This is a genomic window from Sphingomonas sp. BAUL-RG-20F-R05-02, from assembly GCF_022662305.1.
Taxonomy (GTDB): domain Bacteria; phylum Pseudomonadota; class Alphaproteobacteria; order Sphingomonadales; family Sphingomonadaceae; genus Sphingomonas.
In genome coordinates this window covers 293,770-314,429 of record NZ_JAKNQH010000001.1, presented here as the reverse complement: position 1 = coordinate 314,429, position 20,660 = coordinate 293,770, and the positions used below count along the sequence as shown (strand labels likewise).

Sequence of the window (20,660 nt, the reverse complement as noted above, 5' to 3'; positions counted from 1 at the left end):
TCGCGGCATGTCGCATCGTCGCTTCCTTCCGCTGCTGTTGCTCGCGTGCGGCGCTGCAGCGCCGGCGCCCCCGCACGTGCAAGCGCCGCGCCGGATCGTCTCGCTCAACCTCTGCGCGGACCAGCTTCTCGTCGATCTCGCCGACCGGTCGCAGATTGCCGGACTGACGCGCAACGCGCCGGATATGGAGATGTCCGCGGTGGCGAAGCGCATCGGCGGCCTGCACATCCTCGGCCAGTCCGCCGAGGAGATCGTCGCGATCGCCCCCGATCTGATCGTCGGCACACCGCCGCGCAGCAACGGGATGCTGGCGGCACTGGCGCCACATCATTACCGCACCGTCGATCTCGGTTGGGCCAACGGTTACGCCGATATCGTCGCGCAGATCCGTCAGGTCGCCATCGCTGTCGGTCACCCGGCGCGCGGCGAAGCGCTGATTGCCCGCATGGATCACGCGCTTGCCACCTTGCCGCGCGTGCCGGGTCATCCGGTCGCGGCCTACTACCAACGCCGTGGCTTCCTCACCGGTACGGGTACGCTCGTGGACGAACTGATGACCCGCATCGGCCTGATCAACCTCGCCGCCAAGCTCGGCAAGCCGGTGCTGTCGCAGGTCTCGCTCGAGGAGATGATCGCCGCGCGGCCGGATTACCTGATCGTCGAGACGGCGAGCGATCATATCGTCGACCAGGGCACGGAAATGCTGCACCATCCTGCGCTGGACCGTATTCCACGCCTGCACCTGCCCGAAGCGTGGACGGTGTGCGGCAGCCCCGCTTACGTGCAGGCAGCGCAGAGCCTGGTGCGGCAAGTCACGGCTTCGCGAGCACGCTAGAACACCGTTGGCGCCGGGCAACGTCGAGGGATGCACCCGAATCGCGCATCCTTCGGCGTAATCCGGCACGCACGCACCGTGGGTCAAAACTCCACCCCCGCTTGAGCCTTCACGCCCTGTTCGCGGAACGGGTGCTTCACCAGCGTCATCTCCGTCACCAGATCGGCCGCCTCGATCAACCCGGCCGGAGCATTGCGGCCGGTGATGACGACGTGCGTCATCTCGGGTTTTGCGGCAAGCGCCGTCAATACCTCGTCCAGCGGCAGGTAATCGTAGCGCAGCACAATGTTGAGTTCGTCCGCGATGACCATGCCGTAGGACGAATCGTCCACCATCCGCTTCACCTCCTCCCAGGCGGTGCGGGTGACCGCGATGTCGCGCGCGCGGTCCTGCGTATCCCAGGTAAAGCCCTCCCCCATCGGCTTGAACTCGACCAGATCGCCGAGCCGATCGAACACCGCCTTCTCGCCGGTCGTCATCGCGCCTTTGACGAACTGGACGATCCCGACCTTCATGCCGTGGCCGACCGCGCGCACCGCCATCCCAAGCGCGGCGGTGGTCTTGCCCTTGCCCGCGCCGGTGTGGACGATCACCAGCCCCTTCTCGATCGTCTTGGCGGCGACGATGCGTTCCTGCGCAGCTTGCCGCTTGCGCATCTTCTCGGCGTGCTCGGCCTCGGTGCGATCCGCCATCAGATCCGCGCCTTTATGCCGCCGTAGCCCGCGCGCGGCGAACCCCGGAAACCGACGTTCTCGCGGAAGTCAGTGTCGAGCAGATTTTCGACCCGCCCGAACACCGAAATGCCGCGTGCCACCGCCACATCCGCGCCGAAATTCACCAGCGTGTAAGCCTTCAGCGTCTCGGTCTGATACGTCGCGAAGTTGGTGTCGAGCGCATCACCGTTGTAGCGCACGGTCACGTTGGCGCCGAACCGGTCGTCCCTTGACCGCCACGCCAGATTGGCGCTGCCGATATGCGCCGGACGGCGGATCAGCGTCACGTCGGCCTCGTCGTGTGCGTCGAGATAGGTGTAGCTGCCATCGAAGCGGAAGCCGGCGGGCAGGTCGAAATTGAGCGCCACCTCGACCCCCTGATGCGGCGACGATCCGGTCGCGTTCACCACCGTATATACCGGATCAAACGTGCTGACGATCTTGTGGCGCAGCACCGCGTTGAAATACGTCACGTCGATGCGGCCGTGCCCGGCGAGGAAGCTCTGTTCGACACCGGCCTCCCAGCCGGTCGATTCCTCGGGCTTGAGGTTGGGGTTGCCGACGAAGCCGCTGGTCGGGGAATAGCCGAACAGTTCGGAGAACACCGGCGCCTTGACCCCGGTGCCGCCCGCCGCGTGAACACGCGTGCCGGTGTCAAACCGGTAACTCGCCTGCAGATGCCAGGTGGTCGCATCGCGGAACCGCTGGTTCGCATCATGCCGCACCGCTCCACCAAGGCCGAGCCGGCTGCCCACCGTTACCTGATACTGACCGACCAGACCCCAGTTGTTGGTATCGCGAAACGGATTGCTGCCGGTGATGAACGCCGACGTGCCCTGATAGGATTCATGCTCGTAATCGACCGCACCGGTGATGACGTGGCTGACCGCATCGTCGCCAAGCTTCAGCGCGGAGACGAACGATACCTTCTTGCGCCGCCCGGTATCGCCGCTCGTCTCGGCACCATTGTCGTCGAGGAACCGACGCTGCGAATCCTGCAACTGTGCGCTGAGGTCGTTGCTCCAGCGCCCCTCCAGCGCGTCGTAGTGCGCGCCGACCAGCGCATAGACCGCATCGTTCAGGTAGCTGCCGCCGCTGTCGATCGCGTTGCCGGTGACGGCGTAATCCTGATCGTTCACGTCCGCGTCGATATGCGTGTAGCGCACCACGCCACGCAAACCGAAGTCCCCCGACTGATAGCCGAACTTGCCGTTGACGGTGCCGATCTTCGACCCGATCCGCCGGTCGCCTGCCGGCGCGACGACATAGCCGCCGATGCCGGAATAAGATCCGCCGACCGCATAATCGAAGTCGCCCGCAGTCCCTGCCCCGCGCACCGCGCCGTCGACCGTGTTGAACGATCCGGCCTCGATCCGGCCCGCGAAGCCCGGCATCTCACGCCCGGTCGGGGTGATGTAGTTGATGACGCCGCCGATCGCATCCGATCCGTACAGCGCGCTCTGCTCACCGCGCAGCACCTCCACCCGCGCGCCGGGATCGGCGGTGAGCGAGGCGAAGTCGTACTCGCCGTAGTAGGGGTCAGCCGCCTCGATGCCGTCGATCAGCACCAGCGTATGGTTGCTCTCCGCGCCACGGATGCGGACCTGCGTCATGCCGCCGACCGCACCGGTACGGTTGACCGAGATGCCGGGTACGTCGCGCAGCACGTCCGAGACGATCACCGTCTGGCGATCAGACAGGTCCTGCGCGGTCACCACCGTCGCCGACGAGCCGAGCGTCGCGGTGGATATGCCGCCGGGCGCCCGGGCGGCGGTGACGACCACGGTGTCGGTGGGGGTGCCGTCATCGGGCGCGGTCTGCGCGAGCGCCGGCGTGGCGGCGATCAGCGCAAACAGTGAAATGGCAGTCTTCATACATGTTCCCCCGGGCGTCGCGACAGGTCGGCGGGAGCAAACCGTCCTTCGACGACCGGTCGCGCACGGGCGGGCGGACGCCAGTCGGCACCCGGTCCAAGCGCAACCCTTGCGGCCCCCACCGCTTTGGTTCGTCGCTCAGACGGAGAACCGTGCCCTGGCCTGTTCCTGGACCACGACAAGAGCGACCATGACGTCGGCAGGTCTCCTGGCTCACGGGTCAGGGCTTGATGCACACCTTCCCGAAACCTCGGCTTCAGTGGCTGCCCTTTCGGGCCCGTGCATCGCGCTCGCCGCTTACAGTTGCAGGGACAGCTGCGGATTAGGGCGAAGCGCCCGCACCGCATTCCCGTTTAAGCCCCTTGCGGGGCACCGACGCGATCCTGAACGACAGCGGTTGCCCGCCGCGTTCGTGACGGCCCATATGCCACATCTCGGTCGCCGCCAATCGCCTTTGACGCTATCGCCGCAGCGGCGCGTAGGTGATCGTCGCCTGCCCCGCTGCGCGCACCGGCAGGAACAGCCCCTTGCCGGTTACCGCCAGCGTGCCGTTCTCAACGCGCGTCACGTCTGCGGAGAGCAGGAAATCACCCTCGCGCCGCGCGCCGATCGCCTTGCGCGCGGACCGCAGAACCTTCTGGTAATCGGGTGCGAACTCGTGCGCTAGGCCCTCGGCGATCGTGTCGCGAACCGACGTGTCCTTGAACAGCGAGACCAGCAGGTTGACCGTCTCGCTGTCGGTGTCAGTTGTAATGGCGACATCGCGCGCGCGGATCAGTTGCGAATTGGGCACGTTGTACGGCACCGCCGTCAGCCACACCTCGCCCTTCGTGGCGAGGAGGGAGGTGTTCCGCGCCTTGGCCTTTGCCTGCACGCCGATCGCAAGCCGCCCGCCGCTGGTGGCATAGATCGTCACGTTGCCGAACGCGACGTCCACCGGGCCGATCCCGGCGAGCGTGATGCCCTTGTTCGCGCGCTTCACCAGCACGCGGTGCACCACCGGCTCGAGCTGGGCATAATCCGCCAGCACGGGTATGAAGAAGTTAAGGCCCTGCTTGCCGACCGAGGCTGCGGGCGGCGGCAAAGGCGTTGCGGCAGGATCGGCAGGCCGAGCGCCGACGAACGTCTCGGTCAGCGCATCGGCGGAGAGCGTCAGCACCAGCGTGCGCCGATCGACCGTGTAGCCGCCGAAGCCGAGCCGCTTGGGCGTGACCCGCATCCACGCCGGTGGGCGCTCGCGGTTGAGCATGATCGAGGTAAAGCCCTGCCGCCACGCCGAGGCGAGTTTCGCGCGCAGATCGAGCTTGTTGAGTTCACGTGGCAGGCTGCATTCCAATCCCGCGATGACCGGTTTCAGCCGTGCGTCTGCCTTGCTCGCGAATTCGATGCGCTGACCGAGGAAGTCGATGCCGGGCGGCGTCGTCCAGTCATACGCAATCCGCACCTTCGCGCTCGGCGACCAATTGCCCGTGATCGAAAGCTGCGCAACGGCATGCACGATCGCGTCGCCGGTCGCCGTCTTGGATACCACGCCGCCAACCTTCTGCGCGGCGATGGTCGCGTGGACCGGGATGTCGATGGTCAGTCGATTGCCGCTGCCGCCGAGTTTCAGATGGCCACGCGTGACCTCGCCAACGATGCGGCAGCCAAGCTTGGGAAGCACCCGCACATGGGCGATGCCGAGATCGACGCGCTTGGCGGCGACACAGGCGTCGAGTTGCTTGTCAATTCCCCACAACCGCTTTGGCGTCTGCCGTTCAAGTGCGCGGGCAAGATCATCGAGCGAGCCCGAGATCGGCACCACGATCGAGGATGTTCCAAGCGGAAAATGCGGTTCGCTGGTGATCCGTGGCGGCGCGGGGGAATGAACCTTGTGGCTGCATCCACTCGCCAGCAGCACGGCGATAAGCACGCTCGTCCCGGCTAGCGACGCCCTCACACCGGAGGCGTGTGTTCCGATGATGCGAATACCCTGCCCCTCCCAAACAGCCTTAATCGGCATCGATGGCGAACCTCATCATCTCACAACGCAAAACGCAATGATGTCGACGCGCTGTTCGCGCAAAGTGTCACGTCGCCGTTGCTTTACGCAACCGCAGGCGTTCGTGATAATGCGATTGACTCGCAAAAGTGAACTTCGTATTTGGGGCCGGAGAAGGAACGCGATGAACCGGCATTTCACCCTCACGCTCGCTAGTCCCGCAACGATCGCTCGCCGCGAACGCGCGCCTGCCGATCTGCCCGGCTCGGCTTTGCGTCGGGTTGGAACGGTACGGCACACCGTCACCGCGTTTCCCGCACCGGTCCGCGGCGTCGTGCGCGATCGACACTGCTCGGCATACCGGATCAATATCGCCGCCCGAACGATCGCGGGCAGCTTCGGCGCCTATGCCGTCGTGGCTGCGCTTGGTGCCCTGCTCGCACGACTGCTGCCGATGGCGCGGCCGGAGGCGGTAATGACCGGAATGCTTGCCGCGCTGCTGGTTTTTCCGGCGGTGACGATTTGGGCGTTTCTGGCACGCAGCCCCGCGCGCGCGCTTGGCGGCATCGCGACCGCTGCGTTCGCGCTTGCCACTCTGGCGCTGACACTCCCGCTCCCGGCATGAACCGCCTCCACGATGGGGCGCGCCAGACAATGGCGTGGCTCCACGGCTGGACCGGGCTGTTGCTCGGCCATGTGCTGTACCTGATGGCATTCGCCGGCACGCTCAGCATGTTCAAACCCGAGATCAGCCGCTGGATGCGGCCCGAGAATACCGCGCAGGTAGATTCTGTACGCGCGATCACTGCGGCGACGGACTGGCTGTCGCACAACGCCGCCGACGCGCCGGCCTGGTATCTCACCGCCCCCGACGCGCGCACCAACACGATCGACGCCTATTTTACGCAAGGCGGCAAGATCGTGCTGCGCGCGCTGGACCCCACCACCGGCGCGCCAGTGTTACGCGAGACGCTGGGCGGTGAATTCTTCTACCGTCTGCATTTCGAGCTTGAACTGCCGTACCCATGGGGCCGGACGCTGGCGTCGCTCGCGGCGGCGACCATGCTGATCGCGCTGATCTCCGGCATCGTCGCGCACCGCCGTTTCTTCCGCGACTTCTTCACCTTCCGGGCTGACAAGGGGCAGCGATCGTGGCTGGACGCGCACAACGTGCTCGGCGTGTTCGCGCTGCCGTTCCACCTGATGATTACGCTGACCGGCATATTGACCCTGCTGTCGCTCAGTATGCCGTGGCCCGGGGTCTCCGGTTACGGCGCCGATATGCCAGCAATGTTCCACGAACTTGCGCCGGGCGGGGTCGATCGCCCTGCTGCCGGTCGGCACGCGCGGCTCGGCGCGGTCGCGGACATGATGCGCGACGCGCAGGTTCGTTGCGGCGGCGCGGTCGGCCGCGTGACGATCCTCAATCCTGGCGACGCCGCCGCCGTGGCGAGCTTCACCTGCGCGGATGCGGCGCAGATCGCCACCAACGCCGGTGTCGCCAGCTACGACGCAGTGAGCGGGCGGCTGCTCAACGCCTGGATTGAACATCGCCCGGCGATCACCGCCTATAGCTGGCTGTATGGTCTGCACGTCGCACGGTTTGCACCGCTGCCGCTACGATGGCTGTATTTTTTTGGCGGCGCCATGCTGACGCTGGCGATCGCCACCGGGCTGATCCTGTGGACGGTCAAGCGGCGCGACCGTCTGCCCGACCACGCCAACCGCCTGCTCGCGCGTGTAAACGCCGGCGTGATCGTCGGCGTGCCGGCGGGTGCGCTGGCGTTGCTTTGGGCCAATCGCCTGCTGCCGCTCGGCAGTGGCGGGCGCGCCGGAGCGGAGGTGACGGCGGCACTGGCAACCGCCGGCGTTGTGCTGGTGGTCACGAGCGCGTTGCCGGAGCGATTGCGCTGGCCGCTGCCGTTTGCAGGACTGGCGGCTGGGCTGATCGTGCTGCCGTTCCTCGGCGGGTGGATCGGTGACGGTGATGCGGTGCTGGTCGCAGGCAATCTCCTGCTGCTTGCCGCTGGTGCGCTGTGCGCGTGGCTGGCGTGGCGGAGCGCACGGTGCTGATCGCATCGGCCGCTTTGCTGTATCTAGCGCTGTTCGCGCTCGCGGTCGCGCAACCGCAACATGGCGATGTGCTGACCGGACGGCGGCTGGCGGTCGCGCGACAACAGCAGGCGCGCTTCTTCGGTTGGGTGCTGCTCGCTGCATCCCTGGCGATCGTGCTTGTCACGGCGCAACCGGTCTACGCGACGCTGTGGTGGATCGGCGCTTGGCCTGCGGTCGGTCTGCCGCTCGTGGCGGCGCGCAGCTACCGGCCGGAGTTCGCAAGGGCCGGTGCCGCCGCTGCGCTAGTGGCGGTGCCGTTCGGACTGATCCTGGCGGCGATCTAGGCGTGCAAAGCCTTGCGGAAATGGCGTAAGCGGACGCTCCATCCGAAAGGCCGTCCGTGCTTGATAAGAATAGTGCTCCGCTCAGCGTCGTCGATCTGTTCACAATCGGCATTGGGCCGTCCAGTTCGCACACGGTCGGGCCGATGCGTGCGGCCTTTGCGTTCGCACGGATGCTGGTCGAGGAGCAGGCGAACCCGGTCCGGGTGACGTGCGACCTGTACGGCTCGCTCGCGCTGACCGGGCGCGGACACGGCACCGACGGCGCGGTACTGCTCGGCCTTGCTGGCCACACACCGGAGGGCGTCGATCCTGACCGGGTGCCGGCGATCCTCGCCGATATTCGTGCGCGTGGCGAACTGCCGCTTGGTGGCGATGCGCCGATCCGCTTTGACGAGCCTAACGACCTGATCTTCCGCGCAAGCTTCCTGCCCGGCCACCCCAACGGCATGGCCTTCACCGCGACGCTGTCGGACGGGAGCGAGATCGTGCGGCGGTATTACTCGATCGGCGGCGGCGCGATCCGCATGGAGGGCGAGGCAGCGGCGCGCGTCAACGTGGCACCGCCGCACCCCTTTTCCTCCGGTGACGAACTGCTGGAGATCGGCACCGCGACCGGCCTATCGATTGCCGACATCGTACGCGCCAACGAAGCGGCGTGGCGCGACCCGGAGGAGACCGACGCGTTCCTGGCGTCGGTCCGCGCCGCGATGTTCGCTTCGATCGAACGCGGCTGCCATGGCGAAGGCGTACTGCCGGGTGGTCTTCGCGTCACACGGCGGGCGCGGGCAATGCGTGAAAAACTGATCGAGCGCGGTCCGCGCGCCGACCCAAGCCTGGTATTCGAGTGGGTCAGCCTGTGGGCGCTCGCGGTCAACGAGGAAAATGCCGCCGGCGGTCGCGTCGTGACTGCGCCGACCAATGGTGCGGCCGGCGTTATCCCGGCGGTGCTAAAATATTACGAGACGTTCGTTCACGGCGCCACCGCGGACGGTTCGCGGAGGCTGCTCTACACCGCGTCGGCAGTGGGGTTCCTGTACAAGCAACGCGCATCGATCTCGGCCGCGGAGATGGGGTGTCAGGGCGAGGTCGGCGTAGCGTGCTCGATGGCGGCGGGTGGCCTCGCGGCGGCGCTAGGCGCGACCAACGCGCAGATCGAAAACGCCGCCGAGATCGGCATGGAGCACAACCTCGGCCTGACCTGCGATCCAATTGGCGGTCTGGTGCAGATCCCCTGCATCGAACGCAACACGATGGGTGCGATCAAGGCGGTCAATGCGGCTTATCTCGCGCTGCACGGCGATGGCCGCCACATCGTCAGCCTCGATCAGGTGATCGAGACGATGCGCCAGACGGGCGAGGACATGAAGTCGAAATATAAGGAGACAAGCCTCGGCGGGCTGGCGGTGAACGTAGTGGAATGTTGAGCGTTCCCCACAGCCTGGCGCAGCATCCCGCGCTAGGCTATCAAGGAAGCGCAACCTCGGCGTGTCTCCCTGCCCCGTTCAGAACTTTGCCTGGATGCCGGTGAAGAACCGGCGGCCCGGATAGTAAAGGTCAATCGGCCCGAGGTTCTTGATGTAAGTCTGCTGATATTCCTTGTTGATGTTCTGCATCTCGACGAACACGCTGAAATGGTACTTCGGCACGCGTACGGTGATCTTCCCGTCCAGGTATCCTTCCGACTTGCGATAGATCGGGTTGTTGCCGTTGTTCGAGTCGGAAGTCATTTGCAGCCAGCTTGAACGGAAGTTGTAGTTTACGCGGACGTTCAGCCAATCCTTGTCGTAAAACACGCTGGCGTTCCAAGTGTACTTGGACAAACCAGGATAATCGTTAAGCGGCTGGTTGGTGGCGAGGTTTGTGAGATTGGTGGTCAGCGCGCGGGCATAGGTGAAATTGCCGCTAGCCCCGAACCCGTCGAGCGGACGAGGCAAGAAGGTGAACACCGTCTGCGCGGACGCCTCGAACCCATCGAGCAACGCACCGAACCCGTTGACCGGCTGGTTGACCGTGTAGAGGATGCCATCGCCGAACAGGTTGACGTCGTCGCGGGTGACACCGCCGATGACGAAGCTCGACTCGAACTTTTTGTAATAGCCGAGGCTCACCAGCGTATCACGATTTGCGTACCAGGCGAGGTTCGCTTCCCACTGGGTTGCGCGGTATGGCTTCAGGGCCGGGTTGCCGGCCTTGCAGGCATCCTGCCCGAAGATGCCGGTGGTCTGGTCGTCCACGCAATTGATGTTCGGCACCAGATCAAGCGGCTTGGGCCGTGCGAGGTTCTTGGCCCAGTTGCCGCGTAGAGTCAGGTTGGGCGTGATATCCAGCGCAAGGTTGAACGCCGGCAGGAAGTCCGCATAATTGTTGCGAATGCTGATCTGCTGCGATGCAATCACCGTCGTCACCGCCGTACCCGCCGCGTTCAGAGCCGTGACCCGCGCGACGTTGGTGCCGGTGCCGACATCGCGCGTGTTGGTATAGCGCACGCCGCCGTTGCCGCTGAGATGCATGCCGAACACCTCGGTATCCAGGTTCAGCCGCAGATAGGCCGAAGCGACACGCTCATCGATTTGCGCGTTCGGGATCTGCGGGAGGCCGTTGGCAGACCGGATCTGGCCCTGATTGAAGTTCGACAGATCATAATATTGGCCGAGCACGCCTCGATCGAACAGCGGCACCGCGAACTGTCCGGGGATACCGCCCGGCGCGTTTTGCAGGCCCGCGAACAACGGCGCTCCGCCGGGAACGAGCCCGTTGGCGGATTGCAGGATGCCGATATATTCCGCCGGGGTGAGTTGATAGGTCGCGGTGTTGTTGCCGCTACCCGTGGCGCCGATCGTCTGGCGTGCGGTCACGTTCTTCACGAGGTTGGTCGTGTAGCTGTAATAAGAGGCCGTCTGGTACTGGCCGTTGTCCAGCAGCCGCGAGCCACCGCCGAGATATTGGAAGTAGCTCTGCCAGCGCGCCTGCCCGCCGAACTGGATGCTCTTCAGCAGCGGGAGATCGGTATCGTAGGTCGCATCGACCTTGCCCTCGTTTTCGGTGTTGCCGTAGTCGTTGGGGCGCCACTGGATGCTCGGACCGGCCTGATATGGATCGGTCGCGGCATTGTTGGTGTAGATCGTGTAGTCCGCCGGGTTCACCGTGCTCGGGAAGATGAAAGCCGGAATGCCGAGTGAATTGCGCCGGTCGACCGTGACGCCCGGCACCGACGTGGTGATCGAGATCAGCGCATTATTGCCGATGTCTCGTGCCAGCGAGTGCGACCCGAGCGCCTTCACGTGCAGCCGGTTCAGATCCCAGGTGAAGCCGCCCTGGTAATAATAGGAATATTGTTCGTCAGCATAGTCGCGGCGCTGGATGCCAAGGATGTTGGCATCGCCGCTGGTGACCGTGCTGCTTAACACGTTCGGCTTCAGCGCCGTCGTGTAGCTGGTGACGACGTGATTGTCGTCTACCGTCGCGCTTCCGGCTTTAATCTGCGCCTGCGACACGCCACCGTTCAAGCCGACCGGCAGCGTCGGGTCGAGCTGATAGCGCTGGTAGCGGCCCATATCGAGCGAGTAGTTCGCGTCTTGCAGGGTCTGGTCGCGATGGTTGATCGTCGCCTCGACATAGGCGCGGAAGTTGGGGGCGAACTCATACTGGAGCTGCGCGTCGCCGGAGATGCGCTTGTCGTGGCGGACCCAGTTGCGATAGCGCGGCACGGTTGGCGCCCAGTCAAAGAACTGCGTCTCGCATGCCTTGCGCCGCGTGGTGGCGTTGGCGGCGTTGGCACCACCGACTCCCGCGCAGCTCGCATACGTGTTGTAAGCGGCATAATTCGGATCGGCGACAGTCTTCTGATCGGAATGGTCGAAATCTGCGAGCCGCGACCAATTGGTGTTGCTGATGTAATCCTGCCGCGTCGTGACGTTATCGTAGGTCACGTTGATGAGCGCGCCCAGCCCGTCAAGGAACAGCTTGGGGGTGCCGGCGACAAGCGTGATGCGCGGCTTCCAGTCCTGTGTCGTGTCGAGCCGTTGCTCGGAGAACACCACGCTCGCCAGCGCCTTCTTCAGCTCGAGCGGCCGGCGCGTTTCGATGCTGACGGTGCCGCCAAGACCACCCTCGGTGAGGTCGACTGAATAGCCCTTGTAGACGTCGATCGACTTGACCAGCTCGGTGGCGAGTTCGCGGAAATCGCCTGAACGGCCGCCCTGTGTCGATGCCTGGCTGACGCCATTGATCTCGACACGGTTGAGGTCGGGTTCGACGCCACGGATCGAGACGTTCACGCCCTCGCCGAAATCCCGGTTGAGCTGCACGCCGGTAATGCGCGCGAGCGAGTCGCCCACGTTCTTGTCCGGAAAACTGGCGATATCGTCCGCGACGATCGAATCGACGATGGTGCCCGCGTTGCGCTTGCGGGCGATGCCCGATTGCAACGACGCGCGCGTTCCGACGACGATCACATCCTCAGCGTTAACCGCCTTGTCAGCACCGGCGGTGGAGTTGCTAGCGGTGTCATTCTTAGGCGTGGTTTGACCGGCGGCGGGTGGCGTTTCGGAGGCCGCGTTGCTGGCGCTCTGTGCGGCGGCAGGCGACGCGGCGAGCATCAAACCAGTTGCGAGCGCAAGCGAGGACACCGCAAATCTGGTGGCGGATAGATGCCGAAGCGTAGTCATATTCCTCTCCCCTGTTCGGCCTTTGCGGCCGTTCCTACGCCTTTGATGTCGACGGCTGGAAGGTTGTTGCCCCCTTCTACCTGCCGATCACGGCGTCCCGAATCACATCGCACACCTTCAATACCATTGACAATATGCAAAACTTCAAAACATTATGTGGGACGGAAAAGAAGAAGTTCAGGTGCGGGAGAGGTCATGATGCGCGACGCTTTTACCAGGTCTGTGGCGGTACTTCTCGCCTGCGCCGCAACCACGCCTTTGTTCGCAGGCCCGATACGTCAGATCGAGCAGCTCGACCGTGGTGCAGTGGTGTCACCGGCCACGGGCGGCGGTGCGATCGTCAGTTGGCGGCTCCTTGCGACCGATCCCCGCACCGCCCGCTTCGAGGTCTTGCGCGACGGCAAGCGGATCGCGACGACCACTGCGACCGGCGCGACCAGCATCGTCGACCAGCACGGGACCCCGCGCCAAGGTTATGCAGTTCGAATGATCGGCGGACGTGAACCGCCCTCGCCCGCGCTCGCCTTGCCGGACGGTTTCTGGCGTATCCCGCTCGACGTGCCGCCGGGCGGCACCACCCCGGACGGCCTCGCCTATACCTACACCGCCAACGACGCGAGCGTGGGCGATCTCGACGGAGATGGTCGGTATGAGATCGTGCTCAAATGGGATCCGACCAACAGCCACGATAACAGTCAGGGGGGGTATACCGGCCCTGTGTTGATCGAAGCCTATACGCTGGAGGGCAAGCGGCTGTGGCGGATCAACCTAGGGCCGAACATCCGGGCAGGCGCGCACTATACGCAATTCCTCGTCTACGATTTCGACGGTGACGGCCGCGCCGAGATCGCGATGAAGACGGCCGATGCCACCATCGACGGGACCGGCCAACCGATCGGTGATGCCCATGCCGACTGGCGCGAGAAGGATGGCGAGGTGCCGCAGGCCGACCGCACCGGTGCCGCCTATACCGCTGATGGCAAACGGGTCGCCAAACTGGCTGGGCGCATTCTGAACGGCCCGGAATATCTCACCGTATTCGACGGCCGCACCGGCCGCGCGCTCGCCAGCAAGCCCTATGATCCACCGCGCTACCCCGGCGGCAACCCGACTTTCGAACAGCTACGCGACACCTGGGGTGACGGCTATGGCAACCGCGTTGATCGCTTCCTCGCAGGTGTCGCTTATTTCGACGGGGCGCGGCCGAGCATGGTGTTCGGGCGCGGCTATTACGGGCGGACCACTGTCGCGTCATGGGATTACCGCGACGGCAAACTCACCGAGCGTTGGCTGTTCGATTCCAACGCTCCGGGCAACGAGAAGTACGAAGGCCGTGGCAATCACCAGTTGAGCATTGCCGATGTCGATGGCGATGGCCGCGACGAGGTGATTTACGGTTCGATGGCGATCGACGATGATGGCAAGGGGCTGTGGACAGACCCGCTGTTCCACGGCGACGCAATGCACGTCGGCGATCTAGACCCGGCCCGCCCCGGCCTCGAGAAGTTTGGCGTGCATGAGGAGATGGACCGCAACGGTGGCATCGGCTCCGCGTTGCTGGATGCGCGCACCGGCGAAATCCTGTGGCAGAAGCCAGCCCAGCACGACACCGGCCGCGGTCTCGCCGCCGACATAGACCCACGCCACGTCGGTGCGGAGTTCTGGGGTTCCAATTCGCGTGACTTGTTTGACGTACATGGTCAGGCGATCGGCACCGCCCCGCGCCAGACCAACTTCGCGATCTGGTGGGACGGCGACCGCCTGCGCGAGTTGCTCGACGGGACTACCATCTACAAATGGGATTGGCGAGCGGGTCGCGCGGTGCCGCTGCTGGAAACGACCGGTACGGCGTCGAACAACGGCACGAAAGCCAACCCGGCGCTGCAGGCGGATCTGTTCGGCGATTGGCGCGAGGAGGTCGTGCTGCGTTCTGCCGATAATCGCGAATTGCGCATTTACGAAACGCCCTTCCCGACGACGCACCGTTACGTCACGTTGATGCAGGATCCCGTATACCGCCTCGGGGTCGCATGGCAGAATACCGCGTATAACCAGCCGCCGCATACCAGTTTCTACCTCGGTGAGCCGACCGCAACCGAGCATCCGCAATAATGCGTTTGCCCAGCAGTCGGTTGGCGCGAAGCTCGCTGGGGCAACGGATATGCTGATCCGCCACGACTGCCACTCACGTGCTGCCGCTTGCGCCGGGCCGGTTCCCCCTGCGCGGGGCTGCGGCTCAGCTTCGGTGATGGTGTGGGCTGATCCGTCGACCGGGTAAGCGGCCTCCCTGATCGTTTCGGAACCGAAAACCCGGCCAAGCGGTTGTATCTGCGTGCGAGAGAGCCGGGGCGGTATTCGTTTTCGGGATCGCAAGAGGAATTTCTCATGGGTGAATTCACCGACAAGCTGGACGCAGCCGGCAACAAGATCGCGGGCAAGGTCAAGGAAGTGATTGGTTCGGCAACCGGCAACGAGCAGCTCGAAGCCGAAGGCGATGCGCAGCAGGTCAAGGGCACCGCGCAGGACGTCAAGGGCAGCGTCAAGGGCGCACTCGGCGACAAGATGTAAATACGCCTGCCGGGTCGGAGCGATGGGAACATCGGTCCGACCCGCTTGATGACTCGGCCAGTCTGCAAGCCGGTTGGCGAACCTTCGCCTGGGGCCTTCATATGGCGCGAACGCTTAAGCAAGCATCGCTACAAAGGTGTTCCCGCTTTCGGCCCGCTAGACCAATCACTAGCAACGTTTGCCCAGCGCACGCGATGTGCCGAAGAAAGTTTTTCTGATCTTCAGCGGCTGACACCGGGCCTTCTCTTGCCCAGATTTGTATCCCCCCCCTGTGAGCCCGCCAGACGCCAAGCCTGCTGCTGCACACTACCGTGAGCGAACGGCGTCACTACTCTGCCCAGACGCAATATCGCACGGTGACACAGCGTGTCGCAGCGTTGTTGCAACCGAGCATGTCATCCGAGGTTCACGCCGCGCTCCCCCCCCCCCCAATAGCTGATCTGCCGCGTTTCTTGCGTATCTTAAACGCCGCCCAGCGTAGTGACCCGGACACTCTTCCGTCACCGCCCGCTAAGCGGCGACTCTTCATAATGCGCCAGCAAATCCGCCGCATCGTCATACAGCGCGACGGCGCCAGCCTTACGCAACACTGCATCGTCGAATCCGCCGGAACGCAATCCCACTGCGCGTATGCCGCAGCGGGCCGCTGCCTCAACGTCGTAGGGCGTGTCACCAACCACGATGACCTCGTGCGATGCAAGCGGCTTCACCTTCGCAAGTGCGGACTCGAAGATATCGCCGGCGGGTTTGGAGGTTTCGACATCATCGATACTGGTCGTGTCGTCGACAGCGTTACCGACGCGCAGCAAGCCGACGTAGTGCTTCACCTCCTTGGCGTCCGCCGACGAGGCGAGAATCACCCGTTGGCCGCAAGCGTGAACATGCTGGAGCAGCGCTGTAGCGCCCTCGAACGGGCGCACCGCGTCGAGATAAAGCGTCTTGAAGATTGCACCGTGGCGGTCGCTCAACGTTCCAAGCATGTCGTCGGATATACCCGGAAGAAGCGTCGGTACGAGCAGATCGCCGCCTTTGCCGATCTGCCCCCTGATCGCGTCCCGCTCCACCGCAAGACCTTGCTCGCGAAACGCCTGATCCCAGGCATCGACATGGTAATCGTTACTATCGACCAAGGTGCCATCCACGTCAAAGAAGATGGCCTTGACCTTCCGGTCTGCGGCGCGGTCCCTCGCCAGCCACATCGCAGCCGCTGTCCCGCCGAGCAGCGCGGCACCTTGCACACCGCGACCGCGGCGCATCAGCGACAGGCCGAGCGTCGCCGCCGCCGAGGGTGCCCAGCCGATGCGCGGCAGTCCCGCCACGGCGCCAACGCGTGTCGTAATCCTGCTGGTGACGAAATCTGAAAGGGCGGAGGGCGCTGGATCGGGTCGCCGGGCACTGGCGGCGGGCGCGGCAGGCGATTTAGCGTCGTGTCCAGACTTCGCATCCAGGGCGACATGATCGGCCACCCAGGCGCCACGCTCCCCCAATGGTGCATCGGCATTGGTCGTGTCTTTTGCAGTCTGGTGCTCTAGTTCGGCGTTCAATTCGGCACCGAACAGCAGGATATAGCTCGACAGGTACAACCACGTCAGCGTCACCACTACCGCGCCAAGCGAACCATAGGTCGCGTTGTAATTACCGAAATTGGCCACGTAGACGCCGAAGCCAAACGTCAACAGCAGCCACATCAGCGCCGCGAACAGCGAACCGGGCGTCAGCCATGCCCATCGCGCGTGGGTCCGCGCCGGACCATAACGGTACAGCGTAGCCGCCGCGGCCGCGCCTGCGGCGGTAAACAACAGATAGGTCACGACCTTCCCGGCGGCGACGACCGCTTCTGGCGCATCTGGCAACAGGCTCTCAAGATGACCGAGCGCCGCCACCGCGACCAGAGCGATCATCGCGACCACGACGCCGGCCGCCGTGATCAGCAGCGACAGCGCGTTCACCCGCAGGAAGCTGCGCGTCTCATGCTCTTCGTATGCGATATTGAGCGCGGTCACGACGGCGCCCGCGCCGTTGCGCGCGCCGAACAAAGCCAGCGCAAGCGCAAGCAGAAGACCGAACCCCTTCTTGTCGTCTGAAGTCTTGACGACGTTCATCAACTGCTCGCCGATCAGATGCGCGACATCCTTCGGCATGATCGCAGCTAGCTGGGTCATGTCATGAATGACGGTCTTCGGGCTCGCTGCGATGCCATACACGAGCACCACAGCGCCGAGCAGCGGCACCAACGCAAGGAACCCGTAGAACGCCACCCCGGCGGCGATCAGACCGATGTTATCGTCCGTCGTTTCCGCATACGCACGCTTCAACACCGCGATCCACGCCGCACGCGGCATCTGCCACGGCGTCGCGGCGTTGCGTCCCTGTTCGTCCAAAACAATGCCCCGTTACTTGTCGTGCCGCCAAGGGCCGCACCGCTTCTGTCGCGTTTTCAAACCGTCGAGCAACGGGGTCGTTCCGCCGCAGCCTCGGTCAGCGCAGCTCCGCAATCAGATCGTCGAGTGCGACATCCGCGAATGCCGCGAAGTTATCCGCCACGCCGTAGGGTAATAGCAACCGGCGATTGTGAACGATCCCGCCACAACTATAGACGACGTTGGGAACGTAACCGTCGCGCTCCTTGGGGCTGGGGTGGACGAGCGGGAGCGCCATACGGCCAAGTACCTTGCGCGGATCGTCTCGGTCGAGCAGCGCGGCACCGATACAATAGTTCCGCACCGATCCCACGCCATGGGTCAGCACCAGCCAGCCTTCATCGATCTCGATTGGCGATCCGCAGTTGCCGATCTGCACGAACTCCCAGAAGTACTTCGGCATCAGGATGCGTTCGCCGCCCTCCCAGTGGGTCAGGCTATCCGAGCGCAACAGCCACAGGTTTTCGTTATCCTGCCGCCCGAGCATGGCGAATTGGCCGTCAACCCGACGTGGGAACAGCGCCATGCCCTTGCGCGAGGCAGCCTCGCCGGTCATCTTGCACATCGTCAGGCGACGAAAGTCGAACGCCTCGACCAGCTCACAGCGGGCATCCATGCCGCTGAATGCGGTGTACGTGCCCAGATGCCGCACGGTACCGTCGTCCTCGACAAACTGGACCAGCCGCATGTCCTCGATGCCACGCTGCTGCGCCTCGGTAACCGGAAACAGGATCGTCTCCGACGGGTTCTGGCTGCCTTCGCACAGGATGCGGACCGCACCATCGCCTTCGTCGGCTTCGATCCGCGGCGCAACGGCGAATTCGCTCGGTGGATCGACGCGGAAACCACCCTCCGGATCCCAACTGCCGACGCGGAACGTAACAGACGAGAGATGCCCCTCCCCGATCCCGCGTAACGCCATGACAAAGCGCACGCCCCCTTCGGGTGCGTCGGACTGATCTTCCAACCGGATCATGCTGGGATTGAACAGCGCCGCCGCTTCGAAAGCGTATTCCTCAAGGAAATACGCACCGATCAACCGCGCCTGGTCAGGCTCGACATCGACGCAACCCGCCGCCACCTTCACGTCTTCGTACCGCCGCAGGATAGCGGCATCGACGTCGCGGTGGCGCTGCACGAGGCCATCCATCACGCGCGCCAGTTCGCTTTTCACCATGTCCGCATCGAGACTGAGTATGCGTGCGACGATGCGCTGCGGGCGGCTGTGCTGCTGCGTGTCGAAGCCGGCGGGATCGCTGACATCAAACGGCCGCAGCACCGTACGCGCCGGATCAGGGCGCAGGATCAGGTCCGAGTGGTTCATGATGTCGGTGCCGTGCTTCATTGCAATCTCCCTGGCAGAACCGCCCCAACGCGCGACGCCAAAAAATGACACTACCGAAATGACGTTCGTTCATCTTTCCACGGAGGATGCAGCGGGTGGGAACCGAAGCGGCAGTTGCCGGGTCTTAGCCAAGACTGACCGGGAGACAGATCAGATGGCAATTCACCTGAAAAAAGGCGACAAGGTTTCGTGGAAGAGCCACGGCGGCACCGCGCATGGCAAAGTTGTGAAGCAGCAGACCAGCGAAACCCATATTAAGGGCCACAAGGTCGCTGCGACCAAGGACGATCCACAATATATCGTCGAAACCGAGGACGGTAAGCAGGCCGCTCACAAGCCGGATGCGCTGAAGCGCGACTAAGCGCGCCGTCCTGCACAGCAACGGACATCAGCTACCGCAGCGAACGGCTGCTTCACAGGTAATGGGCGATGCACGCGAACAAATCAGCCATACCACTCGACAGCATCATCTTCGGCTATGGTCCGATGGTTCCGCTCGTCGCCGCAGCACTTGGCGCGTGGACCCTGCCGCAGCCGTGGCCCACGCATGCGACTGGGCTGGCGATCATCTGGGGCGGACTGATAATGACGTTCGTCGCGGGGGTTCGACGCGGCTACGGCTTTGGCAATGCCGAGGCGTCCACACTGCGAGAAATCGTGGTTATGATCGTCTATTTCGTACCGGCTGGGCTGGCGCTGGTATGCGGGGCGATTGGATCCTGGCTGGTGGCGCTAGCGCTGCTGTCGATCGGCTTCGCGCTGGTGATCGTGCTGGATCATGACGGTGCCGCCAAACACGACGTGCCCAAGCATTTCGCGCGCTTGCGACCACCGCAGATGGCGATTGCGGTGGCCGCGCTGCTGGCGCTGATCGGGCGGACGCTGGTCCACCTGTAAGGTGTCGTGCCGCCCGCCCGCAGGCAGGCGGCACGGTTGTAATCAGCTTCGGACGCCACGCAGGGAATTCAGCACAGCGATCGCCGCGACGCCCAGGAAGGCGGCAGCCGTGACCGGGCGGGCCTTTGCAAAGCTCTTCGCCTTTTCGGTCAGCGGTGCGTCGCCCGAAAAATGCTCGCGAAACGCATCGGAGAGACTGGTCTTGCCGTTGGAGGGCGTGGTGTCGGTCTTCGTATCGGCCATGTGAAATGTCCTCATGTTCGGGGTGGTGCGGAAGGCGTAACGCGCGGGACGCACACCAGTGCCAGCGCTGACACGAGATTCGCTTTGCGAGCGGTGAGCGCGCCAAGGCAGTTACGCGCAAGGGGGTGGAGCCCGATCCGCGAAGCTACGCATTGTAATCGAATACCGTCGCTCCTGCATCGGCAGGATGCTGTGCTCCCACGCATGCCGTGCCTCCCCCGATAACCGGTACGACCCGCGCGGTGCGAGCGGCACGGTCACCCTGCGCCAGCCGCGATCGGTTCGTTTGCGAAAGCGCATGTCCGCCGGCGCGCCGAGCGAGATGCCAACGACATGCTCGTAAATCAGTCGATCGCGGTGCCAGCCAATGCCGGCACCCGGATCGTAACGGGTCAGCAGCACCTGCACGAGGTCTGCCGGTGTGAGACCGGCAAAGGCGGCCGCAGCTGCACGCACCTCCATCAGCCAATCGGGGATCGGATCTGCCGTGCTGATGGCCCCGGTCTGAAAATCGTAATGCCAGCCGAAGCTGTGTGTCAGTCGCTTCCCTTGCCATTGCTGAAACTGGAAAGGCGTCAGATCAAGCGCGTCGATCCGGCCGATCAGCGTTCTCTCCTCCGGGGCACTCAGCAACGCCGGTTCGGCGGCGAACCCTGGGATAGGCGGCGTATCGAACAGGTCTAACATGGTTCGTACCCTACACCTCGACGCCGTTCAG

General features: G+C 64.3%; 17 protein-coding genes and 1 riboswitch. Of the genes, 9 read left to right on the top strand and 8 right to left on the bottom strand.

Features of this window, described 5'->3' with window-relative positions; genetic code table 11:
• Nucleotides 1-7 precede the first annotated feature (7 nt).
• A complete protein-coding gene (locus tag L8F97_RS01415) occupies nucleotides 8-835 on the top strand; it encodes an ABC transporter substrate-binding protein (RefSeq protein ID WP_242146215.1) in 828 nt (275 codons plus the stop codon).
• Between the two features lie 83 nt (nucleotides 836-918).
• On the opposite strand, the gene cobO is transcribed toward L8F97_RS01415, so the two are convergent.
• The 3 genes from cobO to L8F97_RS01400 all read right to left on the bottom strand — a co-directional run bounded on the left by cobO (nucleotide 919) and on the right by L8F97_RS01400 (nucleotide 5,424).
• Complete coding sequence (gene cobO / locus L8F97_RS01410) at nucleotides 919-1,527, bottom strand: cob(I)yrinic acid a,c-diamide adenosyltransferase (RefSeq protein ID WP_242146214.1); 609 nt, start codon at nucleotides 1,525-1,527, stop codon at nucleotides 919-921.
• Nucleotides 1,527-3,422: a TonB-dependent receptor plug domain-containing protein gene (locus L8F97_RS01405; protein WP_242146213.1), complete on the bottom strand. Its 1,896-nt coding sequence runs from the start codon at nucleotides 3,420-3,422 to the stop codon at nucleotides 1,527-1,529. Before L8F97_RS01405 ends, cobO begins: the two co-directional genes overlap by 1 nt.
• A gap of 180 nt (nucleotides 3,423-3,602) precedes the next feature.
• Nucleotides 3,603-3,814, bottom strand: a riboswitch (cobalamin riboswitch).
• 68 nt (nucleotides 3,815-3,882) lie between these two features.
• Nucleotides 3,883-5,424 carry a DUF4403 family protein gene (locus L8F97_RS01400; RefSeq protein WP_242146212.1) on the bottom strand — a complete coding sequence of 514 codons (1,542 nt, stop codon included), beginning with the start codon at nucleotides 5,422-5,424 and terminating at the stop codon, nucleotides 3,883-3,885.
• Between the two features lie 163 nt (nucleotides 5,425-5,587).
• Between L8F97_RS01400 and L8F97_RS01395 the strand changes: the two genes are divergently transcribed.
• From L8F97_RS01395 to L8F97_RS01380, 4 genes are read left to right on the top strand one after another with little or no spacing between them, the layout of a single operon-like run.
• Complete coding sequence (locus tag L8F97_RS01395) at nucleotides 5,588-6,028, top strand: hypothetical protein (protein ID WP_242146211.1); 441 nt, start codon at nucleotides 5,588-5,590, stop codon at nucleotides 6,026-6,028.
• Nucleotides 6,025-7,476 (top strand): PepSY-associated TM helix domain-containing protein, encoded by a 1,452-nt coding sequence (locus tag L8F97_RS01390; RefSeq protein ID WP_242146210.1) that lies wholly within the window; start codon nucleotides 6,025-6,027, stop codon nucleotides 7,474-7,476. The genes L8F97_RS01395 and L8F97_RS01390 overlap by 4 nt, the downstream gene beginning before the upstream one ends.
• Entirely contained in the window at nucleotides 7,470-7,802 is a 333-nt protein-coding gene (locus tag L8F97_RS01385; RefSeq protein ID WP_242146209.1) for a DUF3325 family protein, read from the top strand. Before L8F97_RS01390 ends, L8F97_RS01385 begins: the two co-directional genes overlap by 7 nt.
• Before the next feature lie 56 nt (nucleotides 7,803-7,858).
• Nucleotides 7,859-9,226 carry an L-serine ammonia-lyase gene (locus L8F97_RS01380; protein WP_267386324.1) on the top strand — a complete coding sequence of 456 codons (1,368 nt, stop codon included), beginning with the start codon at nucleotides 7,859-7,861 and terminating at the stop codon, nucleotides 9,224-9,226.
• A gap of 78 nt (nucleotides 9,227-9,304) precedes the next feature.
• Here L8F97_RS01380 and L8F97_RS01375 read toward each other — a convergent pair whose 3' ends face one another.
• Nucleotides 9,305-12,469 carry a TonB-dependent receptor gene (locus L8F97_RS01375; RefSeq protein WP_242146208.1) on the bottom strand — a complete coding sequence of 1,055 codons (3,165 nt, stop codon included), beginning with the start codon at nucleotides 12,467-12,469 and terminating at the stop codon, nucleotides 9,305-9,307.
• Nucleotides 12,470-12,664: 195 nt separating this feature from the next.
• Here L8F97_RS01375 and L8F97_RS01370 point away from each other — a divergent pair, with 195 nt between their 5' ends.
• Entirely contained in the window at nucleotides 12,665-14,581 is a 1,917-nt protein-coding gene (locus L8F97_RS01370) for a rhamnogalacturonan lyase (RefSeq protein WP_409928990.1), read from the top strand.
• Nucleotides 14,582-14,854: 273 nt separating this feature from the next.
• The gene (locus L8F97_RS01365) at nucleotides 14,855-15,037 is read left to right on the top strand and encodes a CsbD family protein (RefSeq protein ID WP_242146207.1); all 183 of its coding nucleotides are present in this window, start codon (nucleotides 14,855-14,857) and stop codon (nucleotides 15,035-15,037) included.
• Nucleotides 15,038-15,537: 500 nt separating this feature from the next.
• Here L8F97_RS01365 and L8F97_RS01360 read toward each other — a convergent pair whose 3' ends face one another.
• Complete coding sequence (locus L8F97_RS01360; RefSeq protein ID WP_242146206.1) at nucleotides 15,538-17,418, bottom strand: YhjD/YihY/BrkB family envelope integrity protein; 1,881 nt, start codon at nucleotides 17,416-17,418, stop codon at nucleotides 15,538-15,540.
• Nucleotides 17,419-17,515: 97 nt separating this feature from the next.
• Nucleotides 17,516-18,802, bottom strand: coding sequence for a glycoside hydrolase family 130 protein (locus L8F97_RS01355; protein WP_242146205.1), 1,287 nt, complete (start codon nucleotides 18,800-18,802; stop codon nucleotides 17,516-17,518).
• Here L8F97_RS01355 and L8F97_RS01350 point away from each other — a divergent pair.
• Both L8F97_RS01350 and L8F97_RS01345 read left to right on the top strand, forming a co-directional pair.
• Nucleotides 18,780-19,163, top strand: a complete 384-nt coding sequence (locus L8F97_RS01350; RefSeq protein WP_242146204.1) for a DUF2945 domain-containing protein — start codon at nucleotides 18,780-18,782, stop codon at nucleotides 19,161-19,163. The genes L8F97_RS01355 and L8F97_RS01350 overlap by 23 nt on opposite strands.
• A 68-nt stretch (nucleotides 19,164-19,231) precedes the next feature.
• Nucleotides 19,232-19,699, top strand: coding sequence for a DUF3429 domain-containing protein (locus L8F97_RS01345; RefSeq protein ID WP_242146203.1), 468 nt, complete (start codon nucleotides 19,232-19,234; stop codon nucleotides 19,697-19,699).
• Between the two features lie 42 nt (nucleotides 19,700-19,741).
• Here L8F97_RS01345 and L8F97_RS01340 read toward each other — a convergent pair whose 3' ends face one another.
• Nucleotides 19,742-19,942 (bottom strand): hypothetical protein, encoded by a 201-nt coding sequence (locus tag L8F97_RS01340; RefSeq protein ID WP_242146202.1) that lies wholly within the window; start codon nucleotides 19,940-19,942, stop codon nucleotides 19,742-19,744.
• 111 nt (nucleotides 19,943-20,053) lie between these two features.
• A complete protein-coding gene (locus tag L8F97_RS01335; RefSeq protein ID WP_242146201.1) occupies nucleotides 20,054-20,629 on the bottom strand; it encodes an alpha-ketoglutarate-dependent dioxygenase AlkB in 576 nt (191 codons plus the stop codon).
• Nucleotides 20,630-20,660: the final 31 nt, after the last annotated feature.

Excerpts from the sequence above, each read along its gene's own strand:
- L8F97_RS01415 (WP_242146215.1), top strand. The coding sequence starts at position 8 with ATGTCGCATCGTCGCTTCCTTCCGCTGCTGTTGCTCGCGTGCGGCGCT.
- cobO (WP_242146214.1), bottom strand. The coding sequence starts at position 1,527 with ATGGCGGATCGCACCGAGGCCGAGCACGCCGAGAAGATGCGCAAGCGG.
- L8F97_RS01405 (WP_242146213.1), bottom strand. The coding sequence starts at position 3,422 with ATGAAGACTGCCATTTCACTGTTTGCGCTGATCGCCGCCACGCCGGCG.
- L8F97_RS01400 (WP_242146212.1), bottom strand. The coding sequence starts at position 5,424 with ATGCCGATTAAGGCTGTTTGGGAGGGGCAGGGTATTCGCATCATCGGA.
- L8F97_RS01395 (WP_242146211.1), top strand. The coding sequence starts at position 5,588 with ATGAACCGGCATTTCACCCTCACGCTCGCTAGTCCCGCAACGATCGCT.
- L8F97_RS01390 (WP_242146210.1), top strand. The coding sequence starts at position 6,025 with ATGAACCGCCTCCACGATGGGGCGCGCCAGACAATGGCGTGGCTCCAC.
- L8F97_RS01375 (WP_242146208.1), bottom strand. The coding sequence starts at position 12,469 with ATGACTACGCTTCGGCATCTATCCGCCACCAGATTTGCGGTGTCCTCG.
- L8F97_RS01370 (WP_409928990.1), top strand. The coding sequence starts at position 12,665 with ATGATGCGCGACGCTTTTACCAGGTCTGTGGCGGTACTTCTCGCCTGC.
- L8F97_RS01365 (WP_242146207.1), top strand. The coding sequence starts at position 14,855 with ATGGGTGAATTCACCGACAAGCTGGACGCAGCCGGCAACAAGATCGCG.
- L8F97_RS01350 (WP_242146204.1), top strand. The coding sequence starts at position 18,780 with ATGATGTCGGTGCCGTGCTTCATTGCAATCTCCCTGGCAGAACCGCCC.
- L8F97_RS01355 (WP_242146205.1), bottom strand. The coding sequence starts at position 18,802 with ATGAAGCACGGCACCGACATCATGAACCACTCGGACCTGATCCTGCGC.
- L8F97_RS01345 (WP_242146203.1), top strand. The coding sequence starts at position 19,232 with ATGCACGCGAACAAATCAGCCATACCACTCGACAGCATCATCTTCGGC.
- L8F97_RS01340 (WP_242146202.1), bottom strand. The coding sequence starts at position 19,942 with ATGGCCGATACGAAGACCGACACCACGCCCTCCAACGGCAAGACCAGT.
- L8F97_RS01335 (WP_242146201.1), bottom strand. The coding sequence starts at position 20,629 with ATGTTAGACCTGTTCGATACGCCGCCTATCCCAGGGTTCGCCGCCGAA.